General features: G+C 63.9%; 11 protein-coding genes. 5 read left to right on the forward strand and 6 right to left on the reverse strand.

The genetic code is table 11. The annotated features are described in order from the left end of the window. The first annotated feature begins 238 nt into the window (after window positions 1–238). Window positions 239–3,217, forward strand: a complete 2,979-nt coding sequence (locus tag CJO11_RS11880; protein WP_240504486.1) for a TonB-dependent receptor plug domain-containing protein — start codon at window positions 239–241, stop codon at window positions 3,215–3,217. Window positions 3,218–3,385: 168 nt separating this feature from the next. Here CJO11_RS11880 and CJO11_RS11885 read toward each other — a convergent pair whose 3' ends face one another. The 4 genes from CJO11_RS11885 to CJO11_RS11900 all read right to left on the reverse strand — a co-directional run bounded on the left by CJO11_RS11885 (window position 3,386) and on the right by CJO11_RS11900 (window position 8,362). Then, a complete protein-coding gene (locus tag CJO11_RS11885) occupies window positions 3,386–4,390 on the reverse strand; it encodes a division plane positioning ATPase MipZ (RefSeq protein WP_095012897.1) in 1,005 nt (334 codons plus the stop codon). A gap of 230 nt (window positions 4,391–4,620) precedes the next feature. Further along, window positions 4,621–5,406: an esterase/lipase family protein gene (locus tag CJO11_RS11890; RefSeq protein WP_095012898.1), complete on the reverse strand. Its 786-nt coding sequence runs from the start codon at window positions 5,404–5,406 to the stop codon at window positions 4,621–4,623. Further along, complete coding sequence (locus tag CJO11_RS11895; protein WP_095012899.1) at window positions 5,403–6,935, reverse strand: WS/DGAT/MGAT family O-acyltransferase; 1,533 nt, start codon at window positions 6,933–6,935, stop codon at window positions 5,403–5,405. The genes CJO11_RS11890 and CJO11_RS11895 overlap by 4 nt, the downstream gene beginning before the upstream one ends. Window positions 6,936–7,099: 164 nt before the next feature. Next, complete coding sequence (locus tag CJO11_RS11900) at window positions 7,100–8,362, reverse strand: APC family permease (protein ID WP_095012900.1); 1,263 nt, start codon at window positions 8,360–8,362, stop codon at window positions 7,100–7,102. A gap of 91 nt (window positions 8,363–8,453) precedes the next feature. Here CJO11_RS11900 and uvrC point away from each other — a divergent pair, with 91 nt between their 5' ends. The 3 genes from uvrC (at window position 8,454) to CJO11_RS11915 (ending at window position 13,199) form a co-directional block, all read left to right on the forward strand. Beyond that, complete coding sequence (gene uvrC, locus CJO11_RS11905; RefSeq protein ID WP_095012901.1) at window positions 8,454–10,409, forward strand: excinuclease ABC subunit UvrC; 1,956 nt, start codon at window positions 8,454–8,456, stop codon at window positions 10,407–10,409. An 87-nt stretch (window positions 10,410–10,496) separates the two neighbouring features. Further along, complete coding sequence (locus CJO11_RS11910) at window positions 10,497–10,982, forward strand: (2Fe-2S)-binding protein (protein ID WP_095012902.1); 486 nt, start codon at window positions 10,497–10,499, stop codon at window positions 10,980–10,982. 3 nt (window positions 10,983–10,985) lie between these two features. After that, window positions 10,986–13,199 (forward strand): xanthine dehydrogenase family protein molybdopterin-binding subunit, encoded by a 2,214-nt coding sequence (locus CJO11_RS11915; protein WP_095012903.1) that lies wholly within the window; start codon window positions 10,986–10,988, stop codon window positions 13,197–13,199. 78 nt (window positions 13,200–13,277) lie between these two features. Here CJO11_RS11915 and CJO11_RS11920 read toward each other — a convergent pair whose 3' ends face one another. After that, window positions 13,278–13,754 carry a hypothetical protein gene (locus tag CJO11_RS11920; RefSeq protein WP_095012904.1) on the reverse strand — a complete coding sequence of 159 codons (477 nt, stop codon included), beginning with the start codon at window positions 13,752–13,754 and terminating at the stop codon, window positions 13,278–13,280. Window positions 13,755–13,928: 174 nt separating this feature from the next. Further along, window positions 13,929–14,621 carry a Crp/Fnr family transcriptional regulator gene (locus CJO11_RS11925; RefSeq protein WP_095012905.1) on the reverse strand — a complete coding sequence of 231 codons (693 nt, stop codon included), beginning with the start codon at window positions 14,619–14,621 and terminating at the stop codon, window positions 13,929–13,931. A gap of 86 nt (window positions 14,622–14,707) precedes the next feature. Between CJO11_RS11925 and CJO11_RS11930 the strand changes: the two genes are divergently transcribed. Next, entirely contained in the window at window positions 14,708–16,075 is a 1,368-nt protein-coding gene (locus CJO11_RS11930) for a hypothetical protein (RefSeq protein ID WP_150125024.1), read from the forward strand. The last annotated feature ends 82 nt before the right edge of the window (window positions 16,076–16,157 follow it).

Below are 16,157 nucleotides of genomic sequence, written 5' to 3' on the forward strand. Positions count from 1 at the left end.
GCCGTACGGCTCCTTCGGTTCGCAGTTGGGGTTCGGTTTCGTATTGGTCGCGGCCCATAGCCGTGCACTGCGCAAAAGGAAAGCGTTTGCCGCTGCGGCGAAATTGGCCCTGTTCAGCGCCGGGAAACAACCATGCGACAAAAAGTTACGCTTTGACCACTTGCCTCGAAGCGCTCGGATAGCCAGTTGCGCGATCAGGCGGAGACCACGCTCTATCATCGATGGAGGCTACGGCCACTTGCGAATTCCAGCTACCTGCATTTCGCTGCTTGCGCTTGCTGCTGCCGGTGCGCCGGCTGCGGCCCAGGAAGCTGCGCCCTTGGCCGGCACCTCAGCCGCAGCTGCAGCGCCGAACCAGGCACCGGTCGATCCGGTCGATGAGATCATCGTTACTGCAACCCGAATTCCTGGCGAAGTAGTGACCGACGTTCCGCCGGTGGTCGAGCTCAACGAGCAGGATATCGCCGCCTACGGAGCTTCGTCGATCGACGACTTGATCGGCCAACTCTCCGCCGAAACCAGCTCGGGCAGGGGCCGTGGCGGGCAACCGATCATCCTCATCAATGGCCAGCGGATTGCCAATTTCCGCGAGTTTCGCCGCTATCCGCCCGAAGCAATCCGCAAGGTGCAGGTCCTGCCCGAAGAAGTCGCACTCAAGTATGGCTATCCGCCCGACGCGCGAGTGATCAACATCATCCTCAAGCCCGATTTCGCCAGCAAGGATGTCGAGCTCGAATTCGGGATGCCTCCGCGCGGCGGGACCAGCACGACCCAGCTGCAGGGATCGATGCTCAAGATCGCCGGACCGAACCGGTTCAATGCCAGCGGCGAGTACACCACCACCAGCCCGCTGACCGAGGCCGAGCGCGGAGTGGTTCAGTCGCCGGACAGCGTGCCGACCGTCGCGACCGACCCGAACCCGGCGGATTTCCGCACACTGGTGGCAAACGACAAGAAGCTCGAGGGCAACCTCACCTGGACCAAGGGCCTTGGGCAGGACGGGCTGGGCGGGCAGTTCACACTCAACGGGCAGGTCCTGCACGACATCACGCGCTCGCTGTCGGGCCTCGATACCGTCCTGCTGACCGATCCGTCAGGCAAGACCGCGCTGCGTACGCTCGATGCCAATCCGATCATGCGGCGTACCCGGTCCGATACCTATTCGCTCGGCGCATCGTTCAACAAGGCGTTTGGCGGCTGGCAGTTTCAATCGACACTCGATGCTGTCAAGGGCGTGAGCGAGAGCGCTATCGACCGGCGGCGCGACACCAGCGCACTGGTCGCCGATGCCGCTGCAGGGACGCTGGCGATCGACGGACCGCTCCCTGCCGTCGCGGGCGCAGGCATCGATACCGCGACGAGCAATACCTACAGTATCGACTCGCAAACGACATTGATCGGCCATCCCGTTTCGCTTCCGGCAGGCGATATCGGCGTGACGCTGAAGGGTGGTTACAAGCTCAACGGGATCGAAAGCAGCGATACCCGAAGCGTTGGCGCGGATGTGTCGCTCGATCGCCGCAGGACAAGCGGAGAGCTTACGTTCGCCGTCCCGATCACCAGCAGGCGCAACGGATTCGGCGATGCCATCGGCGATGTCACGCTCAATCTCGCGGGCGGGGTCGACAAGGTCTCCGACTTCGGCACGCTGTGGAATTACACGGCGGGTTTGGTGTGGAACCCGACCGATCGACTGGGGTTGCAGGCGACGCGGATCATGCAGGAAATCGCGCCCGGCCTGTCCCAGCTCGGCAATCCGGCGATCACCACCTATAACGTTCCGATCTACGATTTCACCTCCGGACAAACTGTGCTGGCGACCGTGACCAGCGGCGGCAATCCGGACCTCAAGGCCGAAACCCAGCGCGACTGGAAGCTTTCGGCCAACTACGATCTCGACATAGCCGAACGCGCAAGCTTCCGGATCGAGTACTTCCATAACCACTCGACCAATACGACCAACTCCTTCCCTTTGTTGACGCCTGCGATCGAAGCGGCGTTTCCGGGGCGTGTGACCCGGGCGAACGACGGCACATTGCTGGCGATCGACCAGCGTCCGGTGACATTTGCCGACGAGAGCAGTTCGCGGATTCGCTATGGTTTCAATATCTTCGGGCGTTTCGGCAAGGCGAACGCACAGGGGCAGGGCCGGGGCGGCTCCGATGACCGCCCGGCTCCCCCACCGCCGCCTCCTGCCGCAGCTGGCGGCCCGCCGGCGGCAGCACCTCCTGTCGGCGGCGCGTTCGATCCCGCGCGGTTCGAGGCGATGCGGGCGAAGTTCTGCGCCACTCCGGTGGGCCAGACCCCGGACATTTCGCAACTGCCCGACCGCATGCAGCAGCGCCTGAAAGGCGAGGACGGCCAGGTCGATCCGGCCAAAGTCGCTGAAATGCGCCAGCGGTTCTGTGCGGCCGATGGCGCGAACGGTCGTCCAAGGTTCGATCCCGAGCGGTTCGCCAAGGTGCGGGCAGCGCTGTGCCCCGATCCGGGCAAGGAGCCGGACCTGAGCATCCTACCGCCTGAAGCACTCGACCGGCTCAAGGGGTCCGATGGCAAGATCGATCCCGCGAGGCTCAAGGCGTTGCAGGCGCGGCTTTGCTCGATGCCGATGCCAGGCGCACAGGGCGGAGCCGGGCAGTCCGGTCCACGTAGCGAAGGCTCGGCCAATAGCGATGGGAACGGTCGCGGCGGCGGCATGCTCCCGTTCGGGCGGCGCGGGAACGGCCAGGGACGCTGGATGCTTTCGCTCTATCATACGGTGGAGCTGACCAACCGGATCCTTGTCGCGCCCGGCGGTCCGGAACTCGACCAGCTCAATGGCGATGCCACCGGCAGCGGCGGCGTGCCGCGTCACAAGATCGAACTCGAGGGCGGCTTGTTCAAGAGCGGCATCGGTGGGCGCGTATCGGCAAACTGGCAAAGTGCGACGACTGTGAACGGGAGCGGCCTTCCCGGTTCGAGCGACCTGCATTTCGGTAGCCTGGCAACCTTCAATTTGCGCATGTTCGTCGACCTCTCGCAGCAGCGCTGGCTGACCGGAGGCGGCGACGATGCAGGATTCTGGAAGGGTGCGCGGTTCTCGTTAAGGGTCAACAACCTGTTCGACGCGCGCCAACGAGTGACCGACGGCAGCGGAGCAGTTCCGCTAAGCTACCAGCCTGCCTTGATCGACCCAGTGGGCCGGTTCGTCGAGGTCGAATTCCGCAAGATGTTCTGATCCGGAGGGCGCAGTGGACCGGGCGAGGTGCCCGGTCCGTGCACTGACGGGTCTTCGATGGCCGTTGGCCCCCGTCGGCGTGTGCGGTCGTGGGTTTGCCACGCCAAGGCAATGCACGACTTGCATTGGCAGGTCCGGTCTTTGGGATGGAACGGGCAGTAAGCGCGATCAGCCGACCGCGGCCGCCTTCCTGGGAGCTTCGACCCGCTGCGGAGTGAGGAATTCCTGCAATGCCTTCACATAGTTGGCGCGGGTCCGGCCTTGTATCCGCACGCGACGCTCCGCTGCCGCCTCGACAGGGTGACCGGGCTTATGGGGGAGGTCGAAACTGTCGACCAGGCGCGCGATTTCCCTGCTGTCGCCGGTGCGCGTGTTGCTGAGCTGCGGCAAGTGCTTGAGGTCGGTCGTCGCGAGCCCGAACTGCAGCAAGCCGCGATAGGCGACTCGTTCGCGCAAGCCGTCAACCACTCGAATCCCATATGCACCTGACAATTGGGCGATTGCGGCATCGATGCGCGCGAGTTGGGCGGTCTCGGCGGTTCTGACCCGGTTCTTGGCAACGACCCAATCTGCCAGCGCAATGTCTCGGCGGGCCTGCTCTTCGCGCAAGTCGATGACCGTGCGGGTGAACGCGCTCGGTTCGCGCAAGCGGCGCGTCACCGGGTCGAAGTGACCCAATCCGTCGAGGTCGAAGTACGACGCGTTGATCGGCGTCACCAGCGTATCGGCGATAGCGATCGCGCGGCGCACGATCGGCAAGTCGCGGCCGGGGGCATCGATCACGATCACGTCGCAGCCGCTCCCGAGCCGGGCGATTTCCTGCTGGACGATCGCGCTGCAATTGCTTTCGATCCGGCACGCGCGGACTTCGGGTAACCGGGTGCCGAGGCACCGGGCAGTCGCCTGCCGTGTCTCCAGCGTCCGCGCGAGGCTGCCCTGGCGCGCGTCTAGGTCGATTGCGAGGACCGACATCCCGCGCGAGGCGAGCGCGACGCAGGTATGGAAGGCCATCGTGGTCTTGCCCACGCCGCCCTTTTCGTTGGCGAAGGTCACTACGTGGCCGTGCGGATTGCGGTGGCGATCGATCTCGTCGAGAACCCGCGAAGGGGATTCCCCGTTGGTGTACGGTTCGCGGCCAATTCCCGCGCGCTCGGCAAAATCGTCTGGTTTCATTGCGACCCACCCCGGTATGCGAATCACTTCACAATGGACACATTCTTCCGCGAAAGTGACTTATCCACAAGTTATTCACCTTGCCAAACACAGGCAACCGGACGTTAACCATACTAGGGTTTTGAATTCGTTAACGAAGAATATCGCCGCGAAGGCCCGCCGACCCGAACTGGGCACTGGAGCCTTGCGGCCAGTCCAGAGGGCTACCCGCCTTTCTTGCGCAGTGATCGCTAGTGGAGCCGTGTCTTCGGGAACGCAAAGGCGCACAGGCCTTTCGCTTCGAACGGATGCCAGTCTCCGTCAGCCTGGGCCAGCCGGTCGGCCAGCGCGAACATCACCGAGGGGTTTACGCCGAGGCCGATATGGCTTGCATAGACTTCGATATTCTCGGTCTGCGCATGATCGCCAGGATGCTGGACCGACCCGCGCCAGTGGACCACGCCATCGCCGCGAGTGAGGATCGAGGTCGTCGGTACCGGCGGCGCTTCCGCCAGTTGGCGAAAATCGCCTTTGCGGATCGGCTCGGGTTCGCGCCCATTGAGGTATTCGAATAGCCGCCGCGCGTTGGTGTGATTGCGGTCGTCGCTGATCGGACTACCGAGCGTAATCACCTGGCGGACCTTGTCGGGCATCTTCTTCGCTAATTCGCGCGCAAAGACTCCGCCAAGGCTCCAGCCGACGATCGAAACCTTGCCTCCCGTGCGATCGTAGAGCGCTTCGACGCAGCACATCATCTCTTCGACCCGCGCATCGTCGACTCGCACGTTGCGCCCGAGGTTCCAGCCTTCGACCACGTAACCGAGCTGCCCCAGCAGGCGGCGCATAGGCCCGGTCGAGGTATCGCTGGCGAGGAAACCGGGCAGCACCAGCACGCCGTGGCCATCGCCCTTGGGGAGCGCGCCCATCAGCGGGCGCATCGCGAGGAATGCGGCGAATTCGCCCATTGCGCGGCCCGGCTCGGTAATTGCCAGCAGGCGGCTGGGCGGTCGCGCAGTATCTGCAGCGGCAGTGGTCATCTCTTGTTGCTCCCGGTCTTTTTTGTGCGCGAAGTCGTGCGCTTCGCCTTGGTTGTCTTGGGCGCTGCCTTCTTCGGCGCAGCACGGCGCTTTACGGGCTTTTCAGCCGGTTTCGGTGTATCGCCTGCGGCTCGAGCGGCATCGCGCAATTCCTCGAAACTTTGCTCGATACACTGTGCGTAGAATTCTGGATCGGGCATCAATTCGCGGCAAGCGGTGAAGCTGATCGTGGCCTCGTCGGTATACGACTGGACGACGTGGGCAAGGCCCATCCCGTCGGTCAGGCAAACGAGGCCCATCATGCTTTCAAGCCTCGCCCCGGTCGAATAGATCGGAACCGGCGGGCCTGGCACATTTGTGACGACGGTCGAGAAAATCGGCCCCACGCCGCGGTTGGCGAGGCCGAGGCGGGTATAGAGCTGCGCGCCGAGGCTCATCCACAACGCCGGACTGACCTTGCTCGCTTCGGTCATGTTGCGCGCGCCGATCGCTTCGGTCATCGCCTTCGAATTGGTGGTTTTCGAATGGACGTAGGCCAGCCGCTCGACCGGATCCTCGATATGCGTCCCGAGCGGCGCGACCATCGCCGCGACCTGGTTGCCCATGTCGCCTTTTTCGGACTTCGAGCGGACCGAGATTGGTGCCATCGCGGTCAGCGTCTTGTCGGGCAGGTCGTCCTTGGCCAGCAGATACTTGCGCATCGCCCCGCCAATGATCGCGAGGAACACGTCGTTTACCTTGCATCCGGGCGCAAGCGCACGGATCGCCTTGATATCGGCCAGCGGAACGCTGCGGCCTTCGACCACCCTGTGCGCCGAGATGACCTTGTTGAACCGGGTCTTCGCGCCGAGCATCTCGCCCGAGACCTTGAATTCCTTGGCCACCAGGCCCTTCAGCGCCTTGGCAATCCCCGGCGCCGCCTTGGCCGCGACTTCGAGCTGCTTCATCGGGTTGGTGACCGCGTTGAAGTAGCTTTTGCCGAGCAGTTCGGCGGGGTTGGGCAGCTTGTCCGGCTTCCAGGTATCGGGCTCACTGGGCGGCGGCTCGTTCGGATCGAGCGTGTGCATCGCCTCCATCAGGTCGATACCGCTCATCCCGTCGATCGCCGCGTGGTGGACCTTGGTCACCATCCCGAAGCAGCCCTTTGGCAATCCCTCGATCCCGTCGAGCCCTTCGACGACGGTGAATTCCCACGGCGGGCGGGTGAGGTCGAGCGGGCGGGCGAAGATCCGCGCAGCCTGGATGCACAGCTGCCGCCAGTCGCCCGGTTGCGGCAACGCGACGTGGCGTACGTGGTATTCGAGGTCGAAGTCCGGATCCTCGATCCAGTAGGGATAATCGAGGTCGAACGGTACCCGCACCAGCCGCTGACGGATCGTCCGGCTGAGCTGCATCCGGCTTTCGAAGAAAGCGAGGATATCCTTGAAGCGGACGAAGCCGCCCGGCGCAGTTGCAGGGTTGTAAATCAGGATCGACCCGATGTGCATCGGGGAGTTCTTCGTCTCCAACGCGACGAAGCTCGCATCCATCCCTTGCAATTGGCGCAAAGGCATCCTCCTGTCCCATGTGCACGCAACCGCCGTGTTTGTACGATTGTTGCGCAGGTCGGCCCGCTTTTGCAGGTCCATGACAAGGAGGTAACGTGCGCAGCGGCAAGGTCAACCTGCCGCCTGCGTAAGCGCTTTCCTTTGCGTCAGCGCCGTTGTTGCCGCGCAGCAATAAAGAACAGCAGCGTTCCGACACCGATCAGCACCCCGAACATCGTCCACGCCTCGGCGTTCGCGTGACTGGCAATCCAACCAGAAGCGGCAAAGGCAAGGATTGCAACGAGGAAGTGAAGTGGTGTGAGCGTTCCGTCTCGGCGCTCGACCACGGGCAGCGAAGCAGCGGTTATTAGGTAGGTCAGCATTCGGGCCAGTGTGCTGGCAGCTGCCAGCGCAATGAAGCCTGCCCAAAGCGAAAACAGGATCGCTGCTACGCCATAAAAAACGATTGAATTAGCGGGCGTGAGGTATCGTGGATTGATGCGTTCGAACCACTCGGGGAGCAGGCCTTGCTGCGCCATGCCATAGGCCATGCGGGGAACGGCAATAATGTTGGCAAAGTTGTTCGCGGCGATCGAAACACCCGCACCGGCGACAATGAGCACTGTCGCCCACTGGCCCAACGCGGCCTCCCCCGCATTGGCCAGCGCATTCGGATTTGTCCCTGGGGCCGGTGCAATCGTCAGGTAGGCCCAGATCACCAGCGCATAGATCAGAGTGACCGTCGCCAGCGCCGCGATAAGGACCCGAGGGATGTCTCGCTTTGGTTCGCGCGCCTCCCCCGCAGGGACCACTACCACTTCGAAGCCGATGAATGCATAGAACAACAGCAATACGACCGACTGGACCTGGCTGAACTGAGGCAGTGCGATCGGTTGCCCCTTGAACCCGCCAAATAGCGCTGCACCGACGATCAGTGCCAGCGGCAAGAGCTTGAGTACGGTCATCCCGCCCAGCATGTTTACCGAGCCGCGCATGCTGAAGACATTCGCCAGCGTGAACAGCGCGATACAGAGCACCACCGCGCTCGTCTCTACGATGTTATTGCCGAGCCACGGGAACAATGCGGCGAAATAGGTTACCATTACGTGGGTATTGGCAGCCAGCGCGACGACCCCGGATGCATAGCGACCCCAACCGGCCTGGAAACCGGCAAATGGGCCGTAGGCGTCCATGCCGTAGAGCACAGGGCCCCCGCTGCGATCGTATCGGGCTGCAAACCAAGCGAACACCAGTGCCAGCGGCAGGAACATGATCCCGCCCAGCACCATCAGCCACGGGGCGAAGCTGCCGACGGCGGCAACGAGCACGGCGGGCAGCGCGAAAATGCCCGATCCAATCATGCCGTTGATCTGGAACAGCGAGTTGCCCCAAAAGCCCACGGTGCGCGGCGGCGCTAACTTGTGATCCATCGAATCCCCTGTTTGACCGGCACGCTGCCCGCAAACCGGCATGGGTGCAAGCGATTGAGATTGCGCACGCCGCCGCCTATCACTCGCCCCGATGGCCCGAACCCCTGCCGGATCCCCGCCCGACCCGCGTGGCGCAGAGCGCTTCAACGAGGAGCGCGCGACCTATGTCGTGAAGGGATCGAGCCAGCCCGACCTCAACGCCGGGATCGCAGCGATCCGCGAAACGGTGAAGACGTTGAAGTCGGTGCCGGGGGTCTATCGGATGCTCGATGCCCGCGGCGATGTGCTTTATGTCGGCAAGGCGCGTGCGCTGAAGAACCGGGTGGCGAACTACACGCAGGTGCAGAACCTGACCAACCGGCTGCTGCGAATGGTCAGCCAGACGCGCAGCATGGTGATCGTCACGACCAACAGCGAAGCCGAGGCGCTGCTGCTCGAAGCGCAGCTGATCAAGCGCTATCGCCCGGCCTACAACGTGCTGCTGCGCGACGACAAAAGCTTCCCGTTCATCCTGCTGCGTGCCGATCACGAGTTCCCGCGGATCATGAAGCACCGCGGCGCGCGCAAGGCGAAAGGCAATTACTACGGTCCGTTTGCCAGCGCGGGGAGCGTCAACACCACGATCAACGCGCTGCAGAAGCTGTTCCTGCTGCGCAGCTGCACCGACGGGTTCTTTTCCCGCCGCGACCGGCCGTGCCTGCTCTACCAGATCAAGCGATGCAGCGCGCCGTGCGTCGGGCGGATCGACGAAGCCGGCTATGCCCAGCTGGTGCGGCAGGCGAAGGACTTCCTCGGCGGGAAGTCGGGTGCAGTGCAGGCGCAGATGCAGGCGGAGATGGAGCGAGCTGCGTCCGACCTCGACTTCGAGCGCGCGGCGATGCTGCGCGACAGGCTGCGAGCGGCGACCGCGATCCAGGGGAGCCAGGCGATCAACGCTGCGGGTGTGGGCGATGCCGACGTGTTCTCGCTCGCCAGCAAGGGCGGCCAGATCGGGGTGCAGGCGTTTTTCATTCGCGGCGGGCAGAACTGGGGCCACCGCGCGTTCTTCCCGAGCCACACCGACGGGCTGAGCGAGGAGGAGGTGTTCGCCGCCTTCCTCGCGCAGTTCTACGAGGAAGTGCCGCCTGCGCGCACGATCCTGCTCGACCGCGCACTGCCCGACCGCGAATTGCTGCAGGAAGCGCTCGCCGAAGCGGCTGGCCACAAGGTCGAGATTTCGGTCCCCCAGCGCGGTGATCGGCGGCGGCTGATGGAGCAGGCGCGCCGCAACGCAGCCGAGGCGCTCGATCGGCGGCTCGCGGAAACCGGCACCAAGGCGAAGATCGCCCGCGAACTCGCCGAATTCCTCGAGCTGCCCGAACCGCCGCAGCGGATCGAGATTTATGACAACAGCCATATCCAGGGCGCGAAAGCGGTCGGCGCGATGGTCGTTGCCGGGCCGGACGGTTTCGTGAAGGGCCAGTATCGCAAATTCAACATCAAGACCGCACGCACCGATGACGATTTCGGGATGATGCGCGAAGTGATGCAGCGCCGCTTCGCCCGCGCGCTGGAGGACGATCCCGACCACACCACCAGCGGGGAAGACGGCACCTGGCCAGATCTCGTGCTGATAGACGGCGGCAAGGGTCAGATGAGCGCAGTGCGCGACACTCTGGAGGAAATGGGCATCGAGGACGTGCCGCTGATCGCCATCGCCAAGGGGCCGCACCACGGGCGCGAAGGGCGCGAGGTATTCCATTTCCCCGACGGGCGGGAGAAGACCCTGCCGGTCAATTCGCCGCTGCTGTTCTACCTGCAGACGCTGCGCGACGAAGTTCACCGCTTCGCGATCGGCGCGCACCGGGCAAAGCGCAGCCGTGCGATCACGGCGTCGCCGCTCGACGAGATTCCGGGCATCGGCCCGACCCGCAAGCGCGCACTGCTGCTTCACTTCGGCACCGCCGGGAAGGTGCGGGCCGCTGCGCTCGACGACCTCAAACGCGCGCCCGGCATCAGCGACAATGTGGCGCAGAAGATCTACGACTTTTACCACGCGGGCGGGTAAAAGGTATCGAATAGCCACCTGTTTCGCTTGTCAGAGGCGCTGGGTCGGCTACCCTAGCACCATCGATCAACGAGGCAGGGCGCAGCGATGCAAATCACGATCAACGGCAAAAAGCAGGCGGTCGAGGCCGATCCATCCACCCCGCTCCTGTGGGTGGTGCGCGAGCATTTGGGGATGACGGGCACCAAGTTCGGTTGCGGCGCAGGATTGTGCGGTGCCTGCACTGTGCACCTTGACGGCGAAGCGGTCCGCTCTTGCCAGACGCCGCTGGCAATGGCCGACGGTAAGCAGGTCACCACGATCGAGGGACTGGCCGAGCCTGACGGTACGCTGCACAAGTTGCAGCAAGCGTGGATTGACGCGCAGGTGCCGCAATGCGGCTATTGCCAATCGGGCCAGTTGATGAGTGCGGCGGCGCTGCTGCGCGAAACGCCCAACCCGACCGACGCGGATATTGACGCGGCGATGAGCGGGAACATCTGCCGCTGCGGCGCCTATGGCCGTATCCGCAAGGCAATCAAGGCAGCTGCGGCGGTCAAGACCGCCCCGGTCGCCGCGAAGGCGGAGGGCTGAGCGATGGGCAAGTGGACACGGCGCGGGTTCATCGGTGCGGGCGTCCTGACCGGGGGCGCACTGGTGGTCGGGGTCGCGGTGCGGCCGGACAATCCGATCGGCGAAGTGCGCGAAGATGTCGCGAGCGGGCCGGGCGAGCAGCTGGTCAACGCATGGGTCAAGGTCGACAAGGACAACACCGTCACCGCCATCGTCCCGCATTGCGAGATGGGGCAGGGCGCGCACACCGCGCTAGCGCAGATGCTGGCCGACGAAATGGACGCCGACTGGTCGAAGGTCGCGGTGATGCAGGCTCCGGCCGACGGGTTCTATGTCGTGCCCGACACTGCGCGCGAATTCGTCGCCAAATGGTCGGTCGATGCGCCGAACTGGCTCGAGCCGACCTACAACGGGCTGTTCACCAAGGTTGCGCGGCTGGCCGATGCGATGATCACTGGCGGCAGCTCTTCGGTGCGCACCACCGGGCAGCACACGATGCGGATCGCCGGTGCGGCGGCGCGGCACATGCTGGTCGCGGCGGCGGCTGACGAATGGAATGTGCCCGCAAGCGAGATTGTCGCCAGCAACTCGCTGCTGACCCACCAGCCGAGCGGCAAGACCGCAACTTATGGCGATTTTGCAGAGGCTGCGTCGAAGCAGCACATGCCGCAAACCCCGCCGCTCAAGGATGTTTCGCAGTACAAGCTGATGGGGCGTCCGCTCCAACGGCTCGACATCCCGGCCAAGGTCAACGGCAGCGCGAAGTTCGGGATTGATGCGCAGATCGCCGGGCAGGCTCTCAAGTATGCCGCGATCAGGCAACCTCCGGTTCCCGGGGCCAAGATCGCGTCGGTTAGCTCCGCGGATGCCGAGAAGATGGCGGGCGTCCACAAAGTGCTCAACCTCGACGATTTCGTCGCGGTGGTGGCGGACAGCTACTGGCAGGCGCAGCAAGCGCTCAATGCGGTCGAGACGACCTACTCCAAGACCGACGATGACGGGCTCGACAGCGCGGGGCTCTACGCGCGGTTTTCCAAGACGCTCGATGATGCCGGAGACAGCGGCGGCAAATCGCTGCGCGACGATGGCGATGCCAACGATGCTTTCGCCAAGGCTTCGAAGAAGGTCACGGCCGAGTACCGCGTTCCGTTCCTCGCCCATGCGGCGATGGAGCCGATGAATTGCACCGCCTGGGCGCAGAGTGACAAGTGCGAGGTGTGGACCAGCACGCAGGTGCCGCTGATGGCGCGCACCGCGATCGCCAAGGCGCTCGACCTTTCGAAGGAAGACGTGATCGTCAACCAGCTCTACCTCGGCGGCGCGTTCGGGCGGCGGCTCGAGTCAGACTATCCGGTGCAGGCCGCACGCGTATCCAAGGCGATCGGCGCGCCGGTCAAGCTGATCTGGTCGCGCGAGGAAGACACCCAGCACGATTTCTACCGCCCTGCCGACATCAGCCGCTTCTCTGCCGGGATCGACGCTGCGGGCAAGCCGGTCAGCTGGAACAATGCGTTCACCCAGCTCAACGACCCGCCCGGATCGTGGGACGTGGCGCACTACGACATACCCAACGTGTTGGTCCGCCATGCCAAGGCGGGCCTGCACTTGCGTTTCGGCAGCTTGCGCTCGGTCGATCACAGCCAGCAGGGCTTCTTCATCGAGAGCTTCATCGACGAGCTGGCGCACGCCGCAGGGCAGGACCCGTTCGAATACCGCCGCACTCTCCTCGCCAAGTCGCCGCGCCACAAGGCGGTGCTCGAGCGGGTTGCGCAGATGGCAGGATGGGGCACCGCTCCGGCCAAGGGTACCGCGCGCGGGATCGCGCTGGTCCCGTCATTCGGGACGATCGTGGCCGAAGTCGCCCAAGTGACGCTTGAAAACGGAGTGCCGCGCGTGACGAACGTGTGGTGCTGCGCCGATGCCGGCTACGTGATGAACCCCGACGGCTTCGCCGCGCAAATGGAGGGCGGGATCAACTACGGGCTCAGCGCCGCGCTCCACAGCCAGGTGACGCTGAAGGACGGCGCGGTCGAGCAAGCCAATTTCGATACTTTCCCGGTCCTACGGATGAACGAAGCACCCGATATCGCAGTCGATTTCATCAACGGAAACAGCAGGGTACTGGGCGGAGCGGGGGAGCCGGGCCTGCCTCCGATCGCGCCGGCGGTGACCAACGCGATCTTCGCGCTGACCGGCAAGCGTATCCGCGAGCTGCCGATACTGGCGCATTTGGCATAATCGGCTGCGCCTGATGCGCCAGCGCCGGACCTCCAACTAAGGAGGCCCGGCGGCGCTTGTTCGGTCGATCGTCCCGGCTCAGTCGCCGTCGTGGCCGTAATAGCCGCGATTGCCACGATCGCCGTCGCGCCCGCGATAGTTGCCGCGGTTCTGCCAGCCATCACGGTTCTGGTACTGCCCGCGGCGTTGCCAACTGTCGCGGTCGTAGCGGCGGTAGCCGTCACGATCGTAGAAGTAGCCGTTGTTGTAGCGATAGCCGTCGTACCACCCGCCATTGGTGTAATACCCATTGTAGGCCGGATAGTACTGCCGGTTGTAGGCGGGGTAATAGCCTTGGTCGTAGTAGCGGCGGTCGTAGCGATCGCGGTCGTGATTGTCTGACGATGCAATGATCGCGCCGATCGCCAGGCCGACGATTCCTGCCCCGACAGCGACAGCCGCGGTGTTGTCGTGATGTTCGCGATGGCGATATTCCTGTGCCGTTGCGGGCGTCGCAGTGGCAAGCGCAGTCGCGGCAGCGGCCGAACCGAGCAGGGTCTTCGTGATCAGGTTCATTGTCTGTCTCCGCTGCCCCCTTTGATTGGAGCCGGGCGACTCGATTGTCGCCATGCGGTCCGGGGCATCGCAGTCAGGTTTAGAAGCTCCAAGATGAACGGAGTGAGCACGAGCTCCGCAGATTTCGTTCATATTTGTATCGAGTGGTAACTGTGGCGGTCAGAGCATTCGCGTTCAGTCGCCGCTGCGGGCAAACGCCTGCAACGCCGCCCGATCTGGCAGTGTCACCCGGCTGTATTGCGACTTGGCCAGACCCCGCGCCGCAAGCTTGCCGAAAGTGTCGTGCAACGTCTGGCGCGAACAGCCCATCAACTGCGCGATGCGTTCGCGGGTCAGGAACACCGTCCGGCTGTCGCCGCCGCTGGTGTCTGCAAGCACCAGCAACAAGTGTGCAAGGCGACGTTCGCGATCGGCCAGCGCAGAATTTTCGACCCAGTCGAGCAGCGAGCGGAAGCGGTTGCCTACTTGCCTGATGATCTCCGGATAGCATTCGGGGGTCGTTGCAACTGCATTCCTCACTGCGCGGGTCGGCAGCGCGAACAGGCGGGTTCCGGGTGCCGCGACGATTGCATGGCTGAGCGGGCTATCGTCGTAGATCGCCAGCCAGGTTGCCCAGTTCCCCGGGCCGATCGCTGCGATAGTGACTTCCGACCCGCCAAAGGAGTGCGCGGTCAGCTCGATCTGTCCGGCAGCCACAAGGTAGAGTGAGTCGGGACTGACCTCGTAGCCCGCCAGCACGGTGCGTTCGCGGCAGTGGATGCGCGAAGCGGTTTTGCCAAACGCGGCGCGCTCCTCGGGTGGGAGAAGCCCGAAGATAGGTGACGAAGAGAGCGCGTCGTCGAGGAATTCCGATTCGGATCGAGCCATGCCAAAAGTCTACCAAATGTCCTGAATTGGACAATCTGCTTGTTCGACATCCCCTAGGTGTCCCCTCAATGATCGAGGAGAGGACCATGTTCACGAAGGCATTCATGGCGGCGACAACTGTCGCCGCATTGGCGGTTCCGGCGACCGGCGCGCTCGCGGCCCCTGACAAGGACAGTGTAGAGGCGATCACCGGCATTCCCGGCCCGCGCACATGTTTCTGGTCGCGCGGCCCGGTCAGCGCCGATCCCTATATCAATATCGCCTACCCCGACTCGAACGTGTTCTACTGGTCGGCGACCTTCACTGTACCCGAAGGCGCGAAACTCCAGCTTGAAGGCAATTTCCCGCATTCGCGCTACATGAGCTTCATCAGCTACGACGGCCGGGGAAGGCCGATCGAATCGCTCGCGGATTACCTGATCTCGCCGAACCCGGGCGCGACCAACCCGTTCCGGTCCGGTTCCGATCGCGATGCCATCAAGCGCGGCTATACCGTCGATATTTCCGATGGCGACCCGGTCAACGGGATTAGCGACGGGATCGAACAACCCGGGGCCCAACGGCAAGTGCTGCACGCCCCGAAATATGGCCCGGGACAGCAGCAGGTCCTGTATCGCATCTATGCCAATGACACCGCTCACCCGGTTACCGGCGGCGAAGCTTTGCCTGAACCGGTGCTCACGCTGAAGAACGGTAAGGTACTTCGCGGAGCGGAAGTCTGCGGCGCACTAAATGCCAGCCAGTTTCCGATGCTCGACATCGGCGCGCTGGGCATCCCGGTGGCGCAGTATCGCAAGCTGGTGAACCAGCCGGGCAAGCCCGATACCTGGCCGGCACAGCCGAAGCCCGAATGGCATATCCAGCTCGATCGCCAGAGCTTGATCGGGATCTATACCGGAGAGATCGACCCCAATGCCAAGCGGACGCAGGGCGGGTTCTATCCCAACCCTGACAACAACTACATCCGCACGATCGTCAACCTGCGGTTTGGGCCGGTGATCGTCATGCGCGGCAAGGCGCCGACGACTCCGCGTACGCAGAGTGGGGAGGCCAAGATGGCCAGGGCTCAGCTGCGTTACTGGTCGATCTGCTCGAACCAGAGCTTTGCCAACACTCGCGTTAACGGCTGCCTCGACGACGAGCAGATCCCGGTCGACAAGAACGGCTACTACACGGTCGTGATTTCCAAGGCGAAGGATCGCCCGCGCAATGCCCGCCCCGAATGCGGCATCGGCTGGTTGCCTGTTGCCGACGATGGTGACGGGGTTTCGGATTCCGATGTCGCGGTGGTGCAGATCCGCCATATGCTCGCCGATCCCGGCTTCGCGCAGGCGATCCAGCGGATCCCGACGGACGACCAGATCGACAAGGTCATGGGTCCTTATGCGCCCAAGATGCGTTACTTGATGCCCTCGGTGGTCGAAACGCTGTTTCCCTGCCTGCCTTCGAAGTGAGGGCAAGCAGGCTCAGGCCGCTGCATTCGTCCTGAATGAGCCGCGGTTGTTGGTGGCCTTTATGGCCATCCCGGCGATCGCG

Origin of the sequence: Tsuneonella mangrovi (assembly GCF_002269345.1) — a bacterium.
Classification (GTDB): Bacteria; Pseudomonadota; Alphaproteobacteria; order Sphingomonadales; family Sphingomonadaceae; genus Tsuneonella; species Tsuneonella mangrovi.

Coding starts and splice junctions, on each gene's coding strand:
- CJO11_RS11885 (WP_095012897.1), bottom strand. CDS start 4,390: ATGAAACCAGACGATTTTGCCGAGCGCGCGGGAATTGGCCGCGAACCG.
- CJO11_RS11890 (WP_095012898.1), bottom strand. CDS start 5,406: ATGACCACTGCCGCTGCAGATACTGCGCGACCGCCCAGCCGCCTGCTG.
- CJO11_RS11895 (WP_095012899.1), bottom strand. CDS start 6,935: ATGGATGCGAGCTTCGTCGCGTTGGAGACGAAGAACTCCCCGATGCAC.
- CJO11_RS11900 (WP_095012900.1), bottom strand. CDS start 8,362: ATGGATCACAAGTTAGCGCCGCCGCGCACCGTGGGCTTTTGGGGCAAC.
- uvrC (WP_095012901.1), top strand. CDS start 8,454: ATGGCCCGAACCCCTGCCGGATCCCCGCCCGACCCGCGTGGCGCAGAG.
- CJO11_RS11910 (WP_095012902.1), top strand. CDS start 10,497: ATGCAAATCACGATCAACGGCAAAAAGCAGGCGGTCGAGGCCGATCCA.
- CJO11_RS11915 (WP_095012903.1), top strand. CDS start 10,986: ATGGGCAAGTGGACACGGCGCGGGTTCATCGGTGCGGGCGTCCTGACC.
- CJO11_RS11920 (WP_095012904.1), bottom strand. CDS start 13,754: ATGAACCTGATCACGAAGACCCTGCTCGGTTCGGCCGCTGCCGCGACT.
- CJO11_RS11925 (WP_095012905.1), bottom strand. CDS start 14,621: ATGGCTCGATCCGAATCGGAATTCCTCGACGACGCGCTCTCTTCGTCA.
- CJO11_RS11930 (WP_150125024.1), top strand. CDS start 14,708: ATGTTCACGAAGGCATTCATGGCGGCGACAACTGTCGCCGCATTGGCG.